The sequence below is a fragment of the Vreelandella sedimenti genome, assembly GCF_013416325.1.
GTDB classification, from domain to species: domain Bacteria; phylum Pseudomonadota; class Gammaproteobacteria; order Pseudomonadales; family Halomonadaceae; genus Vreelandella; species Vreelandella sedimenti.
Map to the genome: position 1 here is coordinate 125,331 of NZ_JACCGK010000009.1, position 20,988 is coordinate 146,318.

Here is a 20,988-nt window from a genome sequence, read left to right on the forward strand (position 1 = left end):
CATGACCGCTATCTTTGAGCAAGGCTTGCCCAAAACCGTTGCCAACCATGTGCCGCTTTCACCGCTTACCTTTATCGAGCGCTCGGCGTCGATCTATCCCGATTACCCGGCGGTGGTACATGGCAGTACGCGACGCAGCTGGAGCGAAACCTGGTCGCGCTGCCGCCAGCTTGCCTCTGCGCTCGAAAAACGGGGCATTCAGCCAGGCCAAACAGTGGCGGCGATGCTGCCCAATATCCCCGCCATGTTTGAAGCACACTTTGGCGTGCCGCTGGCCGGCTGCGTGCTTAATACGCTGAATATTCGCCTGGATGCTGAGGCGATCAGCTATATGCTGGAGCACGGTGAGGCGAAAGCCATTCTGGTCGATCCAGAGTTTGCTGAGGTCATCCAGCAAGCCGTTGCCAAACTACCCCTCAAGCCGCTTATCATCGATGTGGCCGATGTGGAGTTTCTTGGCGACACCCCGAGCATTGGGGAGGTGGAGTACGAAGCGCTGCTTCAAGAGGGTGACGCTGACTTTGCCTATCAGCTGCCTGCCGATGAGTGGGATGCGATCTCCCTCAACTACACCTCTGGCACCACCGGAAAACCCAAGGGCGTGGTCTACCACCACCGCGGCGCTTATCTCAATGCGGTGAGCAATATTATGGAGTGGGCAATGCCCCACCATCCGATCTACCTATGGACGCTGCCGATGTTCCACTGCAACGGCTGGTGCTTCCCTTGGACGATTGCCGCCAACGCCGGGGTTAACGTTTGCCTGCGTCGTGTCGATCCTAGAAAGATCATGCAGCTAATTGCCGTAGAGAAGGTCACTCACTTCAGCGGGGCGCCGATTATTCTTAATGGCCTGGTGAACCTGCCTGCGGAAGATAAGCATCAGTTTGAGCATCCGGTCAAAGTCACCACGGCTGGTGCCGCGCCGCCTGCCTCGGTGATTGCTGGGGTGGAGAAACTGGGCATCGAAGTAACCCACGTGTATGGCCTGACTGAAGTATATGGGCCAGTAACCGTTTGTGCCTGGCGGCAAGCGTGGGATGAATTGCCACTGGAAGCGCGGGCCAAAATCAAAGCACGCCAAGGGGTGCGCTACCACATGCTTGAAGCGCTGTGCGTGGCTGATCCGCTCACCATGAAGCCAGTACCTAAGGATGGCCAAACCATGGGTGAAATACTGATGCGTGGCAACAACGTCATGAAGGGCTATTTAAAGAACCCGGAGGCCACCGAGCAAGCGCTGGAGGGCGGCTGGTACCACACCGGCGACTTGGCAGTTTGGCATCCGGATGGCTATATCGAGATCAAAGACCGCTCGAAAGACATCATTATTTCCGGTGGAGAGAACATCTCGACCATTGAAGTAGAAGACGCCATTTACGGCCATCCCGCCGTTGAAGAGGCGGCGGTGGTCGCTAAGCCTGACGAGAAGTGGGGCGAGACGCCCTGTGCGTTTGTGAAGCTCAAAGTCGGTTACGGCGAAGTGACCGAGGCCGATATTATCGCCCACTGTCGCGAACATTTGGCGGGCTACAAAGTCCCCAAAACGGTTATCTTCAGCGAGCTACCCAAAACCTCGACAGGCAAGATCCAAAAGTTCGTACTGCGTGAAGAAGCTAAAAACCATTGATAAACCCTAGTGTAGTGATAATCGATAGAGGAGAGAGTGCATGAGCGACCAACTTATTGGCGTTGTAGGAGCCGGTACCATGGGGCAGGGGATCGCTCAGGTAGTGGCTGCTAGTGGCTTTAACGTGTGCCTTTACGATGTGGCCGAAGAGCAGCTTGGCCGTGCCAAAACGAACATTGATAAAGGCTTGGGTAAGTTGGTCGTTAAAGAGAAAATCAGCGCATCGGATAAAAGCGCCGCTCTAGCCCGTCTATCTACCACAACCACACTGAGTGCCCTAGGCGACTGCGCAATTATTATCGAGGCCGCACCCGAACAGCCTGAACTCAAAGAGACTTTGTTTCGCGATCTAAGCCGCTTGAGCAGCACCGCGATTCTGGCTTCCAATACCTCGTCGCTGTCGCTCACCCGCTTGGCAGCGGTGTGCGATCATCCTGAGCGAGTAGTAGGCATGCACTTCTTTAACCCGGTGCCAGTGCTCAAACTGGTGGAAGTGATTCGTGCCGAGCAAACCTCTGACGCTACCGTGGGCGAGATTGAAACCCTGGCTAAAGCGTTGGGTAAAACCGCTGTGCCGGTAGGCGACGCGCCGGGCTTTGCGGTAAATCGCCTGCTGGTGCCGATGATTAACGAAGCGGCATTTATTGTTCAAGAAGGCACCGCGACCCCCGAAGCGATTGACGACGCCATGAAGCTCGGCGCGGCTCACCCCATGGGGCCGCTGGCACTGGCGGATTTAATCGGGCTGGATGTGTGCCTGGCGATTATGGATGTGCTGCAAGAGGGCTTTGGCGACCCCAAATATCGCCCTTGCCCACTGCTTAAACGCATGGTCGCCGCGGGCTACTTAGGCCGTAAAAGTGGGCGCGGTTTCTATTCTTACGATTAGCTTGTGCTGAAGAGAAGAGTACGGCGTAAAGAAGTGATTGCCACTCAACCAAGCGTTCGCTAGGGTTGAGTGGTGTTCACTTTAATGTTCCATAACAAATCAAATAAGGAGTCCGCCATGATCGAAGCAGTCATCGAGAAGGTTGATAACGACGGGGTGGTGCGTCTGACCATCAATCGTCCCAAAGCATTGAATGCGTTAAACAGTGAAGTGCTTGCCGCACTGGAAGCGCACTTAGTAGAGCTTGAGGCTCACCCGAACCTGCGCGCCGTGCTGATTACCGGTGCGGGCGAGAAGTCTTTCGTCGCGGGTGCCGATATCACTGAAATGCGTGAAAAAACGCCCGAAGAAGCGCGGGCTTTTGCCAGTCAAGCGCTGCGTACTATTAAACGCCTAGAGACTCTCCCCGTGCCGGTGGTCGCGCTGGTGAACGGGTTTTGCCTTGGCGGCGGCTGCGAATTGGCGCTGGCCTGCGACTGGGCCGTAGCCAGTGACAACGCCGTATTCGGCCAGCCGGAAGTACTGCTGGGCGTCATCCCCGGCTTTGGCGGCACCCAGCGCCTGCCACGTCGCGTTGGCCCTGCCATGGCGATTGACCTGGTGACCACCGGGCGCAAAATCGATGCCCAAGAAGCGCTGCGTATCGGCCTAGTGAACCGCGTGATGCCGCAAGCGGAGCTGGAAAGCTACGCTGAAGAGCTCACCAAGCAACTCAAAGGCAACGGCCCTCAGTCAGTGCGTGGTGCCAAGCAGGCCGTTCACGATGGTATGGATCAGGATCTGGATAGTGCACTGGCACTGGAAACCAGCTTGTTCGCCTTCTGCTTTGCCGGTAACGAGCAGAAAGAGGGCATGTCAGCATTTGTTGAAAAGCGTAAACCTAACTTCTAAACCAGGTCTCATTCCAGCTTTACTTATTTAGGAGGTGGCGCTTACGTCACCACCGTTTTATTCTCGAAACCTAACCATTACCTTCAAGAGAATCGCCAATATGCAATGGGCCGCATTCATCCTCGCCGCGCTGGGTTTTGCCTATCTCCCTGGGCCTGCAATGCTGTATACCGCAGCGCAAACCCTGGGGCGCGGCCGACGAGCCGGATGGTTAGCGGTCATGGGTGTGCATATGGGCTGCTACGTTCATGTGGTGGCGGCCGCATTGGGGTTGGCGCTGCTGTTTGCAGCGATTCCGCCTGCTTATATCGCCATGAAAATCATCGGTGGGCTTTATTTACTCTGGATGGGGCTGAGGCTATGGCAGCAGGGCATTCGTGCCCATAATGATGAGGTGCCGCTGGCAACCACTAAACGCGTGCTTCGCGACAGTTTTTTGGTGGAGGTGCTCAACCCTAAAACCGCGCTTTTCTTTGTCGCGTTTCTGCCTCAATTTGTGCAACCCGAGAGCGCTATGCCGGTAGCGTGGCAACTGCTCTGGCTAGGTATCGCCACTAATGCGCTGTTCTCATCAGCGGATGTTGTGGTGGTCCTGCTGGCCAGCCCGTTACGTCAGTGGTTACAAAAATCCCATGGCTCCTCCCAGCTCATTCAGCGCATTGGTGGTGGTGTATTAATGGGATTAGGCGGTAATACGCTGGCTCAGGCGGCACGTTAAGAGCGGCTGTTTAATTGATCGGCTAATTCGATTTCCCACATCAGGAGCGCTGCATGTTTGATCTCTATATTGCCAACAAGAATTACTCTTCTTGGTCGTTGCGCCCTTGGTTGTTGATGAAAGCGCTGGAGATTCCGTTTAACGAACACCTGATGCCGTTCGAGGGTGGTTTGGGCGCAAGCCATGCCACCTTCATTCGCTTCTCACCTTCAGGTTTGGTGCCCTGCCTGATGGATGTGACGGACAAAGGCGAGCTGGCGGTGTGGGACTCTCTGGCGGTTGTCGAGTATCTGGCTGAGCAATACACTAACGTCTGGCCTACAGATAAAGCCGCCCGCGCCTGGGCGCGCTCAGCCACAGCAGAGATGCACAGCGGTTATAGCGCCCTGCGCGACGAGTGTCCAATGAACTGCGGCATGCGGGTGGCACTAAATAGCTTATCGGCCAAGCTCAAAGCCGATTTGGCTCGCTTGGATGTGCTATGGCAGCAGGGGATTGATCGCTTTGGCGGGCCATTTTTAGCGGGTGAGCATTTCTCAGCAGTAGATGCGTTTTATGCCCCTGTGGCGTTTCGCGTGCAGACATTCAACCTGCCGATTCATGAGAAATCCCAGGCATATGTCGAGCGCTTGCTAGCATTGCCCGCAATGCAAGCGTGGTATCAAGCCGCGCTCGAAGAGCCATGGCGTGAGCCCATGCACGAGGCCGATACGCTGAAAAATGGCACGGTAACGGCTGATCACCGCAAAGCTTGACCTGTCAGACTATTCACCAGAGACACCCACCATCGGGTACACTGACGCAAATTTCGTTTGGACATTTTCATGGCTCTTAGTGCAACACCCTACAAAGTTGATATCAATCTGACCGACCTGGATCGCGGGGTGTATGAAACGCTACGCTTTACCGTGGCTCGCCATCCGTCAGAGACCGAAGAGCGTATGACCGCGCGCTTGCTTGCTTATGTGCTGTGGTATAGCGAGACGCTGGCCTTCGGGCGTGGGCTTTCCGATGTAGACGAACCGGCGCTGTGGGAGAAAAGCCTAGACGGTCGCCTACTGCACTGGATCGAAGTGGGGTTGCCCGATGCCGAGCGGATTACCTGGTGCTCACGTAGGGCAGAACGTGTGTCGCTACTTGCTTACGGCCGGGTAGATCAATGGGAGAGTAAAGTGTTGCCCAGCGTGGCATCGCTGAAAAATGTGCACGTGGCTGGGCTGCCACAAGAGGCCCTAGCGACTATCGCTAAAGACCTGCCTCGGGCGATTAACTGGGCAGTAATGATCAGCGAAGGATCGCTGTTTATTACTGATGAAAACGGCCAACATGAAATCACTCCGCAGTGGCTGCTGAGCGACAGATAGTGATTCAACTAATTCATTAGCCTACAAACTTCCGTCTAGTCGACTACGCTATAAATCTAAGCAAATGACAGCAGAAGGGGTGGCCTACGAGCCACCCTTTGATTTTAGTGACTTAGCTTTTTTCTGTAGAAGACGGTAAAAGTATGCTTGCTATCTTTTTGCACAATTACATACAATCAACAATGTTTGTTGATGTTCTTCAAAAGCGGTCTCAAAAAACAGTCCCAAAAAAACACTTCCTAGGACAATCTCAAGGAACGAGCAATGAAAGGTACCTCCCCTCTACGATGGCAGTTGCTCCCGCTAGTGGCCGTAGTAACCCTGCTGTCAACGCTGGCACAAGCCGACGATAGTGTCCTGTCGATTAAGCATGAAAATGATGGCATGGCCAGCAGTGATGATGGCCACTTTACCAGTGGCTTTGAACTTAATTGGGCGTTTCAGCCTGAAGCACAAAGCTGGACGCAACGCTTGGCCACCGCTTTGCCCGATAGCCTTATTGGCAGCGCTGATATGGCAGCTTTTCGTTTGGTGCATCAGATTTATACGCCAAACAATATTGAGCAGCGTGGACTGATTGAAAATGATCGCCCCTACGCAGGGATTGTTTACGGCGGTATCTCACTTTACGAAGATGTACCCATGGGCAGCTGGCGCCAAGCGACTGACCTGCACCTGGATATTGGTTTAGTAGGGCCTTCGTCGCTTGCCGATAGTATTCAACGTGAAGTGCACCGCATCACCGACAGCGATCGCCCCAGCGGTTGGAATAACCAACTGGGCGATGAAGCCATCGTTAACGTCGCCATGCGTCGCCAGTGGTGGCATAGCTCCCCATTAATCGGTAAGCAGTTTGCCCATGGCCCCAGCGTCAGCGCCGCTTTGGGTAACCTCTATACCTATGCAAGCGCCGGGTATAGCGTGCGTTGGGGTGATGAGGCCCCTGGTATTCCTACGCTAACGCCTAACTCCGGTAGCCGCCAGCATATGACCGGTAAAGGGGGGTGGCAGTGGTACCTGTTTGCAAGCGTAGACGGTTACTATATGGCGCAAAACCTGACGCTTGACGGCAATACGTTTAGAAATAGCCACTCGGTTGATCGCAAAGAGTGGGTGGGCGACGTCTCAGCGGGGCTGGCGCTGGCCTGGGATGATTGGCAGGTCACTTACGCGGCAGTTCAGCGCTCACGTGAATTCGACGGCCAAGAAGAGCAGGATAAATTTGGCTCAATCACGCTATCTAAGCGCTTCTAAAACGGTTCGGTTAGTGAGTAGCGCCCATCGGGACAGGAGTATTGCTTATGGCTAACAAGTACCCCCGCACCCCAGATGGGCGCTACTTTGTCGCCAAAAATCGGCTTTGGCGCTGCACTGACCCGAGCTTAGATGAAGACGAAAAGCGAACCCATATCAAAGCATTGATGAAAGCCCGCCGGGCGGTCAGAACAGCCCAAGAGCAAGACGATGAAGATGCGATTCGCCAAGCCCGCAACGCGGTGCAAAGCGCTAAAGAAGCGCTAGGTGAGCGTGGCCCGGTATGGTGGGATGATGATGCCCCCGATGAAGGCGGTCTTGCGCCCCATAACAGTTCCTATGCCGAGTGGTGGGAGAGTGAACGGCAGTTTCCCTAATTTATATTAATTTCTAATTCACGGTTGGGGCTTGCGGTGTTACTCTCTGCCATTTTCCACGCATACTAAGGGCAAACTGTGAAGATCAAAGCAGACCTCTCCATTCTAGATATCATTGGCCATCTACTTGTTTGGGTGGTGCTGAGTATTATCACGTTTGGCATAGCATTATTTTTCTTTCCCTATTCGTTTGCGCGGTTTGTCATCAATCGCACATCGCTAGTTGATGCCAGCACTGGCGTCGAGCGGAAAATGGAGTGCGATATCAACCTGTTCAGCAATATTGGCCACATCATCCTATGGATGCTGATTTCGCTGGTCACCTTTGGGCTGGGGTATATTTTCTACTTCTACCGGGTATGGAATTACGCTTTGAATAACTCACGGGTTGAATAAACTTAGCCTTTGAGTTGAAAGCTACCAAGAGCCTACGCTGAGAGATCAAGCGTAGGCTCTTTTTTTAGCGGCTAGTTACTCGCTATCAGCCAGTTTATCTTGTGTGCGAAGGGCAAAGTCGCTGGCATCATGACGTTCATGCAACTGCTCGTGCGGCTCGCCAAAGGAGCGGTTGACCATACGGCCACGTTTAACGGCGGGACGTTCATCAATCTCTTCAGTCCAGCGCAGAACGTTCTTGTAGGTATGTGCTTCCAAGAATTCAGCCGCTTCGTAAACGCGATTTTTCACTAGTGCGCCATACCAAGGGTGAATCGCCATATCGGCAATGGTGTACTCATCACCCACCATAAAGCGGTTTTCCGCCAAGTGGCGGTCAAGCACATCAAGCTGGCGCTTTACTTCCATGGTGTAGCGGTCAATCGGGTACTGATACTTTTCCGGTGCGTAAGCGTAAAAGTGGCCAAAGCCGCCGCCTAACATCGGTGCGCTGCCCATTTGCCAGAACAGCCAGGAGAGGCACTCGGTGCGTTTCGCTGGGTCACTAGGTAAGAACTCGTCAAATTTTTCAGCCAAATAGAGCAGGATTGCGCCAGACTCAAACACCCGCTGGGGGGGATTGGTTGAGTGATCCATCAGTGCGGGAATTTTGGAGTTGGGGTTCACCTCGACAAAGCCGCTGCTGAACTGATCGCCTTCGCCAATTTGAATCAGGTAAGCGTCGTACTCGGCACTTGCGACACCTTTCTCCAGCAGCTCTTCCAGCATCACGGTGACTTTGACACCGTTGGGCGTGGCCAGGGAATAGAGCTGAAGAGGGTGTTTGCCTACCGGTAGCACCTTGTCATGGGTAGGGCCTGCGATTGGGCGATTGATATTGGCAAATTTACCGCCGTTGCCAGATTCCCATTTCCAAACGCTCGGGGGAGTATAAGTGTTGTCGCTCATTAGTTTCCTCACTATAAGTATTCTATCGGTGGCAAAGCGGCTACAAGGGTTAGCTAGTACTTAGCCTGATAATAAAGTAGTTCATTTTCCCAAAGAGGTGGCGGATGCGTGTTATTGGTGTGCTAGGCGGTATGAGCTGGGAATCTACCCAAGGCTACTACCGAGCCTTAAATGAGGGCGTAAAAGCAGCACTAGGTGGCTTCCATTCGGCTAAGATCGTGATGGTTAGCGTCGATTTTGCAGAAATTGAATCGCTCCAGCAGCAGGGCGATTGGCACGCTGCTGGTGAACTGCTGGCCAGCGCTGCCCAAAGCGTTGAACGCGCGGGTGCCGACTGCCTGCTGATTGCCACCAACACCATGCATAAAGTGGCGCCCGCTATTGAGCAGGCAGTGACTATTCCGCTGCTGCATATTGCTGATGCCACGGCTGAACAGCTCACCGCCGATGGAGTCACTCGCGTCGGCCTATTGGGTACGCGCTTTACCATGGAGCAGGACTTTTATATTGGCCGCTTAGAAAAGCAGTTCGGTATTGAAGTCGTGGTGCCTGATCAGTCTGAGCGCGACACTATTCATCGGGTGATCTTTGATGAACTCTGCCAGGGCCGTATAGAAGATGTATCGCGGCAGCGCTACTTGGCAATCATTGACTCCCTGCATGCTCATGGCGCCCAGGCGGTGATTTTAGGCTGTACCGAAATCGCCATGCTGGTGGGCCAGCGTGATACCACGGTACCCCTTTACGACACCACCGCTCTGCATGCCCAGCGAGCGGTGACGTGGGCACTAAATGATTAATCTAGGTAACGACGCTTAGACCAGTGTCAGGGTGACATTAATATTGCCACGGGTGGCGTTGGAGTAGGGGCAGACAACATGGGCTTTCTCGACCAACTGTTGGGCAGCGTCTTGCTCAAGGCCGGGCAGACTGATTTTTAGCTCGACTTCGATGCCAAAGCCGGTAGGAATGGCGCCGATACCTACGTGACCATCAATTTTCGTATCCTGAGAAAGCTTTACTTTCTCCTGGCCAGCGACATGCTTAAGCGCACCTAAAAAGCAGGCCGAGTAGCCAGCGGCAAATAGCTGCTCAGGATTGATTCCATCACCGCCTGCGCCGCCCAGTTCTTTGGGCGTGCTGAGTTTAACATCCAGCGCGCCATCGGACGATTTAGCCTGGCCTTCACGGCCGCCGGTAGCGGTGGCGTGGGCACGATAAACAACGTTTTCAATAGTGGTCGTCATTCTGTATCTCCTGTCAGTGTTTTCATTGTGAGCCTGCGCCATTAACTTAGCGCGGCTTTATTTTGCGCGCAACATAAATGGTAAATAAATCTCACCGCCCTGCGCCAGAAAGCGAAGGTTATTGGTTCTTTTGCAGGCTATCACGCAGCCGCACTAAGTCCTCTTTCAGCGTGGTCAGTGCCTCGATCGATTGCTCGCTGGCATGCACCACACAGCTGGGAACATGGCACGCCTGTTCGCGCAACGCTTTACCTTTTTCAGTGAGATAAAGCTGGACCACGCGCTCGTCTTCGTGGCTGCGTTTGCGATTCAACAACTGATCGGCCTCAAGGCGCTTGAGCAGCGGTGTCAGTGAGCCAGGATCGGTTAGTAGGCGCTTACTCATTGTGCCTACCGTGATGCCATCGTTTTGCCACAGCACTAGCATGGCTAGGTATTGCGGGTAAGTAAGCCCCAGTTTTTTGAGCAAGGGTTTATAAACTTTGGTCATCATCAACGAAGTTGAGTAGAGCGCAAAGCAAAGTTGGTGATCGAGCTCTAATTCGCTACAAGATGGTTGCACAAGTATGGGTTCCGATCCGAAATATGTAGGGTAATGTAGCGCGCGAAGCAGTAAGTGGCTATCCCTAGACGTTGGTCGTAAGTTGGCAGTTTTGTTTTGACACGCACAAGGCAGGTAGCTAGCCTTCGCATACTCAATGTTACCGGTAACAAATTGCCGTTCATTGAATCGGCCATTAACAACATCACTTTAACGACTCAGCTATTAACAACCCAGTCATTAACAACAATGAGTATTTGGAGACAACGCTATGACCCCTATTTGGCGCAACACGCTGACCTTCGTCGGCGCGACCACCCTGACATTTGGTATGGCCCATGCCCAAAGCCCGGAACTCTCTGATCCGCCTGAAATAGAAGGCGAGGTAGTCGGCGACCACGGCTCGCATACTTTGCGCATGGGTATCGGCCTGGCGGAAAGCTCTCCGCAGTACCTATCCAGCCAATACTTTGGTGAGATTCTGGAGCAGCGCACTGACGGCCGCATCACGGTTAACGTTTTCCCTAACAGTCAGTTAGGCGATGACGTTCAAATGATGGAAATGCTGCAAACCGGTACGCTGGATATGACCTATCCGTCGAGCTCAGCCACCACGGGTTACGTTGAAGAGCTGGCCGCTTTTGATCTGCCGTTCCTGTTGCCTAGTCGCGAAGCCGCTGTAGCGGTCATGCAGAGCGATGTGGCCCAAGACATGCTGGACGCCTTTGAAGGCACTGGTCTGAAAGCACTCGCGTTCTCTGAGAATGGCTATCGCCAGCTCTCTAACAGTGCTCGCCCGGTGGCAAGTCCTGACGACGTAGCAGGTCTAGATGTGCGCGGTTTAAGCGTTCGTACCATGGAAAACCCGGTGCATCTGGCGATTTGGGAAGCCTTAGGTGCTAACCCAACGCCGATGGCTTTTGGTGAGCTTTTCTCTGCAATGGAGCAGGGCGTTGTAGATGGCCAGGAAAACCCCTGGAGCACCATCCTGACCTCTAACTTCAACGAAGTGCAGGACTATGGCACTGAAACACGCCACGTCTATACTCCCTTTATCATGATGCTTTCCGAGCGTACTTGGGATCGCATGGCGCCTGAGTATCAAGAGTTGGTGTTGGAAGCCGCTCGCCAGTCCGCTGAATATGAAATTCAGCTGTCTGCTGAGTATGATGACTGGTCACGGGATCAGCTAGCAGAGCGCGGAATGGAAATTACCCGCCTGGACGACGAGCAGTTAGCCGCGTTCCAAGATGCTGTTCAACCGGTTTATGAAGAGTGGGCGCCGCGCATTGGCGAAGACCTGATCGCCGACATTCAAAAGATCGTTGAAGAGAGCAGCAACTAAACCTTACGTTTAGCGCACCGTTGGGCAGGCTATCGAGCCTGCCCAACGTGTCAGTGCCCCTGGAGCTCCTATGTCACTCTCCTCTACACCCCCTAATACCCCTACGCCGATTGAAGACCCCTCGGTGTATCTGGACGACCCCAACCGCAAGCTTCTGGAAATCGATACCGATGCCCGCCAAGGCCCGGCGCTGTTCCGCTGGCTTACCCTAGGTATGGAGTATCTTATCGGCGCTATTTTAGTGGCGTTGATTGTGTCCGTTTCTTGCAATGTGGTAGGGCGCGCGCTGTTTAATTACTCACTGCCCTGGGCAGATGAGCTGGCGCGCATGCTGTTTATATGGCTGGTGTTTATCGGGGCCGCCGCGGCGTTTTCCCGTTACGAGCACATTGCCGTTGATGCCTTAGTACGGCGCTTGCCGCTGCGCTTGGCACACATGCTCTATTTACTGCAGCACCTGATTATTACCGGCCTAATGGTGGTAATGATTTGGGGTGGCTACCAAGTGCTGTCGCGTTCAAGCGGGCGCTCAGCGATTATGGATGTACCATTGAGTTTTATCAGCCTTTCTCTGGTGCTGTGCGTCATCTTTATTGCGGTGGTAGCGGTGTGGCGGATGTGGGTCAGCCTTAACGTTATTCGCCACTCTGAGCGGGAGCGCTAATCATGCTATGGATTTTCCTGGCCATTTTATTGGTCTCTATCGTTATTGGGCTGCCCATTGCCTTTGGTTTAGGCGTGGCGGCGCTGGTGATGGCGGTACTCTCAGATATTCCACTGTCGATTATGATCGAGCAGTCGATTCGTGGGGTGAATAGCTTTCCGCTGCTCGCCATCCCGTTCTTTATTTTAGTCGGTGAGGTGATGAGTAATGGCGGTATTGCTCGTCGCTTGATGGAACTGGCTGGCGCGATGGTCGGCTTTATGCGCGGCGGGCTAGGGCAGGTTGCCATTACCGGTTCGATGTTCTTTGGCGGCATCAGTGGGTCAGCGGTGGCCGATACGGCCGCTACTGGGGCGATGATGATTCCCTCCATGAAAGAGCAGGGCTACACCGCGGCTAATGCTACCGCAATCAATACCGTGTCGTCGGTGATCGGAATTATTATTCCGCCCTCCATCCCGCTGATTCTGTACGGCATCGTCACTGAGACCTCGATTAGCCGCCTGTTTATAGCCGGTATCATTCCGGGGCTGTTGATTGGCTTTGCGCTGATGGTGACCACCTATATTCTTGCCAAAAAGGATGGCGGCGGCGTGCAGCAGTTCCGCTGGGATCGCCTCTGGAAAGCCTTCAAAGATGCCTGGCTTGCGCTTGTTCTGCCGGTCATCGTGATTGGCGGTATTATTGGCGGCGTATTTACCGCCACCGAAGCGGCCGTGGCGGCACTGCTTTATGCGCTGGCTATTTCGCTGGTGGTTTACCGTGAGTTCAAGATCAAAGAGCTCGGCGGTATGCTGATTCGGACTGCCCGTTTGACCGGCATGGTGATGATGCTGCTAGCATTTGCGACGGTTATTGCTTGGTTCCTTACTATCAATATGGTGCCACAAACCCTGGTCAGTCAGGTGCAGGCGATCACTCAAGATCCGTTTATGCTGCTGCTGATTGTGGCGACTTTGTTGCTGTTGGTGGGTTTCGTAATGGACTTGACGCCGGCCATGGTCATCATGGCGCCCATGCTGGCACCAATCGTGACTTCGGTAGGTGTTGATGCTGCTTACTTTGGCGTACTGATGGCGTTTGTATTGGGCATTGGGCTGCTAACCCCGCCGGTAGGTACCTGCCTTTATGTAGGTTGTGGTGTGGGTAAAGTCTCCATGGAGTCGTTGGTCAAAGCCATGCTGCCTTACTATGCGGCGCTCCTAGTCGTACTGGTAATTCTGATTGCCTTCCCGGGCATTGTAACCTGGCTGCCTGATCTTACCGCCGTGCGCGGCAATTAAGGTTCTTGGTAATGAATAGGAGAGCCGCAGTGAAGACCCACTCGCATCGTATTTTGGTGATGGGCGTGTCCGGCTCCGGAAAGTCGCACATTGGTCACCAGTTGGCGCTGATTCTGGGCGCCACGTTTATCGATGGCGATGACTATCACTCACCCGCCAACGTGGCCAAAATGGCCAGTGGCACGCCGCTCAACGACGATGATCGGAGTGAGTGGCTGGGCACCTTGGCGGCGCTGTTGGCCGAGTATCGGGCAAGAGGGGAGTCACTGGTGATTGCCTGCTCCGGATTAAAAAAGCGCTACCGCGATCGGCTGCGGCAAGGTGACCCAGCGCTGCAGATTCTCTATTTAGAGGGCAGCCGGGAGTTACTGCTTGAACGGCTCGAAACCCGGGCAGGGCACTTCTTTAAAGGCGATACCATGTTGGCCAGCCAACTGGCCGACTTGGAACCGCCCAGTGAAGAGGAGGCCTTCAATGCCTCGATCGCTTTATCGCCCCAAGCGATCGTAACGCAATTTGCTGCCACGCTGCCGACGCCCAGCCGCTCGCCCATTTAAAGGAATTAAGCTAAAGGAAAAATAAGCATTGGGGTCAGCTTTAGGGAAGACCTCAATGCTTACACCTTGAATAAGGCAGTTATTTTTTGAAGAAAAAACGCCCCACCCTGCAGGATATTGCCGACCACGTCGGGGCTACCAAAATGACGGTAAGCCGCTGCCTGCGTGACCCTGAAACGGTCTCGGAAGGCCTGCGCGAACGCATTTTCTCGATTGCTGAACAGATTGGTTATATTCCCAACCGTGCGCCGGATCTGCTTTCCAGATCGACCAGCCACTCCATCGGAGTGCTGGTACCATCGCTTACCAACCAAGTATTCGCCGATGTTATCCTCGGTATCGAAACGCTGACGGAGCCGGCGGGGTATCACCTGATGCTTTCTCACTATGGCTATAGCCCCGAGCTTGAAGAGCGCAGCCTGGCCTCGTTGCTCTCCTATAATGTCGACGGCATCATTCTGTCAGATCGTGACCATACTTCGCGCAGCCTGCGAATGCTGGAAACCGCCGGTATTCCAATTGTGGAAATCATGGACACCCACCGCCCTCCGCTACAGCAGGCGGTGGGCTACGACAACGTTCAAGCTGCCTACGACATGGTCAGCGAGATGATCTTACGGGGTCGTCGCCAGGTGATATATCTGGCGGTACGCTTGGATGAGCGTACTCGCCAGCGCGAACAGGGCTACCGCCGCGCCATGGAAGAGCACGGCTTGACGCCCGTCACCCTGCAGAGCACCCAGCGCTCCTCTTACAGTGTGGGGGCGGCTTTGCTGCAACAGGTGATCGTTGACTACCCCACGGCGGATGGTCTGTTCTGCACCAACGATGACGTCGCGGTAGGGGCCTATTTCGAGTGCCAGCGGCGGGGCATTGACGTGCCAGGGCAGGTGGCGCTGGCGGGCTTCCACGGCCACGATGTAGGCCATGTAATGACACCACGCCTAGCGAGTGTGGTCACCCCTCGTCAGGCCATCGGTGAAGCAGCTGCGGGGGAGCTATTAGCGCGGCTTCGCGGTGAGAAGCAGACCCAAAAAGTGGTTGATTTGGGCTATCGTATTGAAGTGGGGATGACCTTATAGAGCGCGTTATCGAGTAGCCGTTAGCGGCGTAAATGACTAAAGTAGCCTTTTACTTTTGTCGCGAGGCCGTCGTGCAGATTACTCAACTCAATATTTACCCCGTCAAATCGCTAAAAGGCATCAGCGTGACTCAAAGCGAGCTGCAAGAGCACGGGCTAGCCTGGGATCGTCGCTGGATGCTGGTGGATGCGCAGCAGCGTTTTGTGACCCAACGCCAACTCCCGGCGCTTGCCACCGTTGAGGTCGCGCTGACCGATGAGTATTTGGTGCTGTCGCATCCTAACGTCGAGCCGTTGAGCGTACCGCTGGCCGAGCCCGAGGGGAATTTGCGCCTGGTTAGCGTGTGGAATGACCACTGCAAAGCTCTGCCGGAGAGTGATGAAGTATCGCGCTGGCTGGTCGCCGCTCTAGGCGAGCAGGTTCAGGGGTTTAGCATGGTGCGCTTTGCTACCGAGTTTACCCGTGCCGTTGAAGAGGATTTTCTGGATGGCGGCGCTGCGCACACCTACTTTTCCGACGGTTACCCTTTTTTGGTTGCCACTACGGGGTCGTTAGACGCTCTAAACCAAGCGCTAGTGGCAGGCGGGCATGCTCCTGTGCCCATGAACCGCTTTCGGCCCAATATCGTCGTAGAGAGTGACGAGGCGTGGGCGGAAGATCGCTGGGCTACGTTGACTGAGCAAAACGGCGCCTTTCAGCTAGCGTTACGTAAACCCTGTAAGCGCTGCAAAATCACCACCATCGATCAGCATACGGCGGCAGTGCCTGCCCCTGCTGAACCGCTAAAAACCTTGATTGAACTCAATACGCAACCCAGCCTTAAAGGCGCGCATTTTGGCCAAAATGCCACGCTGCTCGAAGGCGCAGGCAGCGTTATTCGTGTGGGGGATAGACTGGCGGTGGCGACTCGCGACGCTTAATGCGAAGCAGTTTAGTGGCAATCGCCGTGCCGATCAGAGTTATCACCATACCGGCGATAATCTGAAGATTGAGCGTTTCGCCAAGCAGCAGATAGCCCCATATCAGCGCGCTCACCGGCACCAGAAAAGTGACCGTTGAGGTGGCAGTAGCGCCCGCGCTGGCGAGTAAGCCAAAGTAGAGCAGAAAAGCCAGCGTGGTGCTAAGCGCAGCCAAGGCCAAGGCATTGCCCCATGCCAGTGGGCTAATGGGTTCGCTCGGCCACAGCAATATGCCGGGAATCATCAGCACCAGCGCCGACATGGCGCTGCTGCCTGCGGCCAGCACCCGGGTTGGTAGATGGCCAAGGCGCATTTTTGAGTAGTTACCCGCAATACCGTAGCAAAACGTGGCGCCTAAAACGGCCAAAATGAACCAGCCGTCGCCGCCCAGGGCAAAATCGAGCCGATCAGCAGAGAGCACGTAAACACCCAGGAGTGCCAAGGCGAGCCCCACGTACTGCTGGCGCTGTATCGCGGTAGCGAAGAATAGCGCGCCAATTAGTGCAGTAAAAATCGGCGTGGTAGCATTAATCAGTGAGGTAAAGCCCGCTTCAAGGCGCGTGGTAGCAAGTGCCAGTAGTGAAAAAGGCAGTACGTGATTGACCACCCCTAAAAACAGCAGCGGCCCCTTGTGCTGCCATATGAGTCTCAGGTAGTGCAGGCTGATCAGCAGCGGCATCAATAGCAGCGCGCCAATGCCCATGCGCACCAGCACTAACGGCACTGCACCGAACTCGGGGGCGGCCACGCGCATAAAGATAAACGACAGGCCCCATAGCGAAGAGAGCAGTATCAAGCGCAGCGCATCAGCCGACGACATGGCGAGTCCTTAACGTTCAAGAGGTGATCCAGTTAGGTAGCTAACTAGCTTAAGGCCGAATAGAAGGGGATGGAAGCGATTGAAGCACGGGGTCGGCAGAACAGGAGAAAATCAGCTACGCTGGTTAGGTGGTCTAGCGGCAACTGCCGTTAGGCCTTGTCTGACAACATGTCTATGCATAATCGCACACACAAGGAGTTGTTCATGGATCGTAAAGCTAGCGCACGTTGGGAAGGTGGTCTCAAGGATGGTAAAGGCACCGTTTCAACCGAAAGTGGCGTTTTAGATGCCAAGTACTCCTTCAGCAAGCGCTTTGAAGATGAAAAAGGCACCAACCCCGAAGAGCTGATCGGCGCAGCGCACGCCAGCTGTTTCTCAATGGCGCTCTCGATGATTTTGGGCGAGAAGGGTTATACCGCTGATGCTATCGAAACCAGCGCCAAAGTGACCCTTTCCCAAAGCGATGCTGGGTTCGATATCTCGAAAATTCACCTGGACGTGGTGGCTGAGATCAGTGGCGCTGACGACGCCGCATTCCAGGAAGCAGCGGAAACGGCTAAAGCGAATTGCCCAGTTTCCAAAGTGCTTAATGCGGATATTAGCATGACGGCTAAACTGAAGGCCTAAATTTTGTTTAGGCTGTGATTTGCTTATAAGCAGATAGTTCTTTTAATATAGATGGCTCGCGTATAAACAGTGTGCGCGAGCCATTTTGTTGACTAAACTAATTTTAGCCTCTTAGGTGTTTTTGTTTTTTAAATAATAGGCATTAAAAAAGCCTTGGTAATTGCCAAGGCTTTTATTTACTGGCTGGTGCTTATTTGTCTTTGTCTTCGTTGCGATTGTACTCTTCAGCTGCTTCTAGAGCATCTTCTGAAGCATTAACGGTAATGACATAATCATCGCCATCTTCGTTTTTGGTCAGCTCAAGCGAGTCCCATTCGATAGCGACGTTTTTCTCGCCCATACCTAAGAAGCCTCCAACGCCAACAACAACAGCATTGATTTGGCCGTCTTCACCGATTACCAGATCAGTGATGGTGCCGATATCTTCGTCATCTTCGACACTGCTTTTGACTTGGTTGCCGGTTAAAGCGTCAGCATGGAAAGTGTTTTCTGGCGTTTCTGTCAGGTAAGTTGCTTCCATGGTGGTGGTACTCTCTTCAGCATTTACACTGCCAGCGGCAAACATAAAGGCCGGAACCATAAGGGTACCTAGAATAGCGGGTTTGATCGTTTTCATTTTGCTTGCTCCTTGCGATTTTATTGGGCTTAACGACTCCGCGTAACAACCCGAATAAATCAATAGTAGCGGTATTGGCTTCGTTTAAAACAAGCGATAGCAACGCCGATACTATTATTCCTAGGTGTGTCAATTACCCTAGCTATTTAATGCTTTGGGATAATTGACGCTATCTTGCGCTTCACTGCGCCAAGACAACTATCAGGTTAGTCGCTGTGTTCAAAAATACAACCATTCCATTGAAACTTTTAACTAAAACGATCGCTGCTGTGCCGCCCTCATGGGCCTACCCGCGCCGTCATGCGACAGTCTGTCGAGTTGACCTGCCTTCGCTCAGTGTTCATATTCGTCTCTAAATGGCTCGCTTTTTATCCTTGGTTTGATAAAAGTGAGGTCGCGTAAAAAGGAGAACCCTGACCATGACTTCCCACCCTTTGCAGATTATTAAACAGCTCTGCGTCAGCAGCGTTGCGCTAGGCGCTTGGCTATTAGCCTCAAGCGCTGTGGCCGATAGCAGCGAGCTGCCTAAAGGGCATTTTCTGCTGCCTAAAGAGGGCAATATGGTGGGCCAGGTGTATACCGTCACGGCGACCGAAGAGGATACGCTGCTGGATATTGCCCGGGCACACAACGTGGGCTATGAAGAAATTCGTATGGCCAACCCGGATACCAGCCTATGGGTACCGGGAGAAGGCACCGAGGTGACGATCCCCGGACAGTATATTCTTCCCGATGAAACGCGTAGTGGCATTGTGATTAACGTGGCAGAGCTACGCCTTTACTACTACCCCGAGGTAGGAGAGGGTGAGACGCCGCGGGTCGAAACATACCCTATTGGTATCGGGCGGGATGCTTATAACACCCCGCTGGGAATTACCGAAACCACCATGCGGCTTGAAAACCCGGCCTGGTATCCACCCGAGTCGATTCGTCGTGAAGCCGCCGAGCGGGGCGACCCTGCCCCTGCGGTGGTTCCCCCAGGCGCTGATAATCCCTTGGGTGAATACGCTATTTTGCTGGATATTCCCGGTTACCTGATCCATGGCACTAACCAGCCAGATGGCATTGGTATGCGTGCCAGCCGTGGCTGTATACGGATGCATCCGGAAGATATTGAGTCGGTCTTCTGGCGGGTACCGGTAGGCACTCAGGTCAATATTATCGATTCGCCAATCAAAGTAGGCTGGGGTGAAGGGGGAAAGCGTTACATACAAGCCTTCACAGCGACGGATGAGCAAGTATTTGGTATGGAAACGCTGTTAAACGTAGTTGGATTGATTGAGCAGCATGACGGTAGTGGTGCTTCCGGCGTCAACTACGAACAGGTAAGTGAAATATTAGAGCAAGCGAATGGCCAGATCGTGCCGATTAGCTAAACGATGGTGCAGCGCTAGCGTGCTGGATCCAACACCCCACCCAGCGATGCATTGCGCCGAAACCAGCCCGCGATGCTGGTACGCGGGCAGCGAGTAGGCAGCACTTCGTGGGGAATGGTCTCAGATAAGAAGCAGGCGAAGGTGCCCGCTTCGGGTACCACCCGGGCGACCTCTTGGTTGGGGGCGTCCGGGTGGTAGATCACCATCTCACCGCCACCGTCGCTGGGCCAGTCCGGCGTCAAATAGCTGACCGTGGATATCACGCGGTTGGCACGACCGCGAAAGCTATCCAGGTGACGTTGATAAAAAGCGCCAGGTGGATAGTGGGCAAAGTGGGCTTCGTACTCAAATAAGCCCAAAAACAGCGCGTGGTTAAGCGCCTGCTGTAGCTCGCTCATGGCGTCTAAGTAACGCCGTTGGGCAGCGCTTTCTCGATCAAGCCAGTGAATAGCGTCACCGCGGATATCTTTACGCAGCAGGTGCTGTTGACCGCGGCCAATGCCCGCTTCATCCAGTCCGTTATAGGCCGCCCGGTGTAGAAGCTCATTATTCAGCGCGTCGCATAGCCCCAGGTCAATAACCCCGCGGCCCACATACCAGCCCTGTTCAACCAGCGCATCCACAAGAGCGACCTGCGTCGCGGGCTGAAGCGCAGGTGAAGATGTAGCAACGCTGGGAGTCATTGGTTGGATCTCGATGGCGCCGAACTGGAAACGTTCGTAGAGGATGTAGATAGACGGTTTTTGCGCTCAGGGTGGTGGCGCAGCGGCCCCTGGGGGCGCTGATATAAATCAATCGGCATACCGAAGCCTTCGGCCAGTAACTCGACCAGCATCATGGCAGATAATCCCCAGATCACATGGCCGTCCACATGATAGCTGGGCACGTAGTGGGCAACGCCATCCACGGTAATCACGTCGGTATGGGTGCGGTGATCGTCTAAAAAGTGACTTAGCGGCACTTCAAAAATAGCGTCTAGCTCACCGGGGTCGGCAATCAGCGGTAAATCCGGCGGAATAATGACCACCCAGGGGGTAACGCGAATACCGTGCAGCGAAATAACGTCCGACAGGCGTCCCAGGGGTTGCACCAGAGCGGGGTCGAGGGCAATCTCCTCTTCTGCCTCGCGCAGTGCCGTGGCGTAAAGGTCGCTATCAAAGGGCTCGCGTTTGCCGCCTGGGAACGCCACTTGGCCGCTATGGGTGCTCAAATGGCTGGCCCGGCGGGTAAACAGCAAGGTAGGCGCTGGGCGCTCGACAATCGGCAACAGCACGGCGGCCTCGGGCATCACGATGTGATCCAAGCGTTGAGGAGTCAGCTGTTGCAGCTGTTTACGCAGTTTTTCTAACATAGGGTATCCCGTTACTTTGTTCTCTTTTACCCAGCAGCGGTCATTGACGTCAA

At 54.1% G+C, this 20,988-nt stretch carries 25 protein-coding genes; 18 read left to right on the plus strand and 7 right to left on the minus strand.

The annotated features are described in order from the left end of the window. Position 1 precedes the first annotated feature (1 nt). The 9 genes from HZU72_RS11730 (at position 2) to HZU72_RS11770 (ending at position 7,519) form a co-directional block, all read left to right on the plus strand. Complete coding sequence (locus tag HZU72_RS11730; RefSeq protein WP_180092062.1) at positions 2-1,630, plus strand: acyl-CoA synthetase; 1,629 nt, start codon at positions 2-4, stop codon at positions 1,628-1,630. A gap of 40 nt (positions 1,631-1,670) precedes the next feature. Continuing rightward, complete coding sequence (locus tag HZU72_RS11735; RefSeq protein ID WP_180092064.1) at positions 1,671-2,519, plus strand: 3-hydroxybutyryl-CoA dehydrogenase; 849 nt, start codon at positions 1,671-1,673, stop codon at positions 2,517-2,519. 117 nt (positions 2,520-2,636) lie between these two features. Further along, entirely contained in the window at positions 2,637-3,410 is a 774-nt protein-coding gene (locus HZU72_RS11740; RefSeq protein WP_180092065.1) for an enoyl-CoA hydratase/isomerase family protein, read from the plus strand. 100 nt (positions 3,411-3,510) lie between these two features. After that, positions 3,511-4,128, plus strand: coding sequence for a LysE family translocator (locus tag HZU72_RS11745; protein WP_180092067.1), 618 nt, complete (start codon positions 3,511-3,513; stop codon positions 4,126-4,128). A gap of 53 nt (positions 4,129-4,181) precedes the next feature. Beyond that, on the plus strand, positions 4,182-4,883 hold the full coding sequence (locus HZU72_RS11750) for a glutathione S-transferase family protein (protein WP_180092069.1): 702 nt from the start codon (positions 4,182-4,184) through the stop codon (positions 4,881-4,883). 69 nt (positions 4,884-4,952) lie between these two features. After that, positions 4,953-5,492: a YaeQ family protein gene (locus HZU72_RS11755; protein ID WP_180092071.1), complete on the plus strand. Its 540-nt coding sequence runs from the start codon at positions 4,953-4,955 to the stop codon at positions 5,490-5,492. A gap of 264 nt (positions 5,493-5,756) precedes the next feature. Continuing rightward, positions 5,757-6,746, plus strand: coding sequence for a lipid A deacylase LpxR family protein (locus tag HZU72_RS11760; protein WP_180092073.1), 990 nt, complete (start codon positions 5,757-5,759; stop codon positions 6,744-6,746). A 47-nt stretch (positions 6,747-6,793) separates the two neighbouring features. After that, complete coding sequence (locus tag HZU72_RS11765) at positions 6,794-7,123, plus strand: hypothetical protein (RefSeq protein ID WP_180092074.1); 330 nt, start codon at positions 6,794-6,796, stop codon at positions 7,121-7,123. A gap of 78 nt (positions 7,124-7,201) precedes the next feature. After that, positions 7,202-7,519 carry a DUF6693 family protein gene (locus HZU72_RS11770; RefSeq protein ID WP_180092080.1) on the plus strand — a complete coding sequence of 106 codons (318 nt, stop codon included), beginning with the start codon at positions 7,202-7,204 and terminating at the stop codon, positions 7,517-7,519. 75 nt (positions 7,520-7,594) lie between these two features. Here HZU72_RS11770 and yghU read toward each other — a convergent pair whose 3' ends face one another. Beyond that, a complete protein-coding gene (gene yghU, locus HZU72_RS11775; protein WP_180092081.1) occupies positions 7,595-8,467 on the minus strand; it encodes a glutathione-dependent disulfide-bond oxidoreductase in 873 nt (290 codons plus the stop codon). A gap of 104 nt (positions 8,468-8,571) precedes the next feature. Between yghU and HZU72_RS11780 the strand changes: the two genes are divergently transcribed. Next, positions 8,572-9,267 carry an aspartate/glutamate racemase family protein gene (locus HZU72_RS11780; protein WP_180092082.1) on the plus strand — a complete coding sequence of 232 codons (696 nt, stop codon included), beginning with the start codon at positions 8,572-8,574 and terminating at the stop codon, positions 9,265-9,267. Positions 9,268-9,282: 15 nt separating this feature from the next. On the opposite strand, the gene HZU72_RS11785 is transcribed toward HZU72_RS11780, so the two are convergent. Both HZU72_RS11785 and HZU72_RS11790 read right to left on the minus strand, forming a co-directional pair. Next, positions 9,283-9,714 (minus strand): organic hydroperoxide resistance protein, encoded by a 432-nt coding sequence (locus tag HZU72_RS11785; RefSeq protein ID WP_180092083.1) that lies wholly within the window; start codon positions 9,712-9,714, stop codon positions 9,283-9,285. Between the two features lie 118 nt (positions 9,715-9,832). Beyond that, positions 9,833-10,276 (minus strand): MarR family winged helix-turn-helix transcriptional regulator, encoded by a 444-nt coding sequence (locus HZU72_RS11790; protein WP_180092084.1) that lies wholly within the window; start codon positions 10,274-10,276, stop codon positions 9,833-9,835. A gap of 250 nt (positions 10,277-10,526) precedes the next feature. Here HZU72_RS11790 and HZU72_RS11795 point away from each other — a divergent pair, with 250 nt between their 5' ends. The 6 genes from HZU72_RS11795 to HZU72_RS11820 all read left to right on the plus strand — a co-directional run bounded on the left by HZU72_RS11795 (position 10,527) and on the right by HZU72_RS11820 (position 16,106). Then, on the plus strand, positions 10,527-11,600 hold the full coding sequence (locus tag HZU72_RS11795) for a TRAP transporter substrate-binding protein (protein ID WP_180092085.1): 1,074 nt from the start codon (positions 10,527-10,529) through the stop codon (positions 11,598-11,600). 70 nt (positions 11,601-11,670) lie between these two features. Then, complete coding sequence (locus HZU72_RS11800) at positions 11,671-12,264, plus strand: TRAP transporter small permease (RefSeq protein ID WP_180092086.1); 594 nt, start codon at positions 11,671-11,673, stop codon at positions 12,262-12,264. Between the two features lie 2 nt (positions 12,265-12,266). Then, positions 12,267-13,547, plus strand: coding sequence for a TRAP transporter large permease (locus HZU72_RS11805; RefSeq protein ID WP_180092088.1), 1,281 nt, complete (start codon positions 12,267-12,269; stop codon positions 13,545-13,547). A gap of 29 nt (positions 13,548-13,576) precedes the next feature. Beyond that, positions 13,577-14,104: a gluconokinase gene (locus HZU72_RS11810; protein ID WP_180092090.1), complete on the plus strand. Its 528-nt coding sequence runs from the start codon at positions 13,577-13,579 to the stop codon at positions 14,102-14,104. Positions 14,105-14,190: 86 nt separating this feature from the next. Beyond that, positions 14,191-15,186 carry a gluconate operon transcriptional repressor GntR gene (gene gntR / locus HZU72_RS11815; protein WP_180092092.1) on the plus strand — a complete coding sequence of 332 codons (996 nt, stop codon included), beginning with the start codon at positions 14,191-14,193 and terminating at the stop codon, positions 15,184-15,186. Positions 15,187-15,257: 71 nt separating this feature from the next. After that, entirely contained in the window at positions 15,258-16,106 is an 849-nt protein-coding gene (locus tag HZU72_RS11820; protein WP_180092286.1) for an MOSC domain-containing protein, read from the plus strand. Here HZU72_RS11820 and HZU72_RS11825 read toward each other — a convergent pair. Then, a complete protein-coding gene (locus tag HZU72_RS11825; protein ID WP_180092094.1) occupies positions 16,060-16,965 on the minus strand; it encodes a DMT family transporter in 906 nt (301 codons plus the stop codon). The two genes, HZU72_RS11820 and HZU72_RS11825, sit on opposite strands and share 47 nt — an antisense overlap. Before the next feature lie 204 nt (positions 16,966-17,169). Between HZU72_RS11825 and HZU72_RS11830 the strand changes: the two genes are divergently transcribed. Beyond that, positions 17,170-17,592, plus strand: coding sequence for an OsmC family protein (locus HZU72_RS11830; protein WP_278369073.1), 423 nt, complete (start codon positions 17,170-17,172; stop codon positions 17,590-17,592). A 190-nt stretch (positions 17,593-17,782) separates the two neighbouring features. Here the strand turns inward: HZU72_RS11830 and HZU72_RS11835 are convergent, their stop codons facing one another. Continuing rightward, positions 17,783-18,208: a PRC-barrel domain-containing protein gene (locus HZU72_RS11835; RefSeq protein ID WP_180092096.1), complete on the minus strand. Its 426-nt coding sequence runs from the start codon at positions 18,206-18,208 to the stop codon at positions 17,783-17,785. 419 nt (positions 18,209-18,627) lie between these two features. Here HZU72_RS11835 and HZU72_RS11840 point away from each other — a divergent pair, with 419 nt between their 5' ends. Beyond that, positions 18,628-19,584, plus strand: a complete 957-nt coding sequence (locus HZU72_RS11840) for a L,D-transpeptidase family protein (protein WP_180092098.1) — start codon at positions 18,628-18,630, stop codon at positions 19,582-19,584. Positions 19,585-19,598: 14 nt separating this feature from the next. On the opposite strand, the gene HZU72_RS11845 is transcribed toward HZU72_RS11840, so the two are convergent. Next, on the minus strand, positions 19,599-20,267 hold the full coding sequence (locus tag HZU72_RS11845; protein WP_180092100.1) for a 2OG-Fe(II) oxygenase: 669 nt from the start codon (positions 20,265-20,267) through the stop codon (positions 19,599-19,601). After that, positions 20,264-20,935 carry a CoA pyrophosphatase gene (locus tag HZU72_RS11850; protein ID WP_180092102.1) on the minus strand — a complete coding sequence of 224 codons (672 nt, stop codon included), beginning with the start codon at positions 20,933-20,935 and terminating at the stop codon, positions 20,264-20,266. Before HZU72_RS11850 ends, HZU72_RS11845 begins: the two co-directional genes overlap by 4 nt. Positions 20,936-20,988 lie beyond the last annotated feature (53 nt).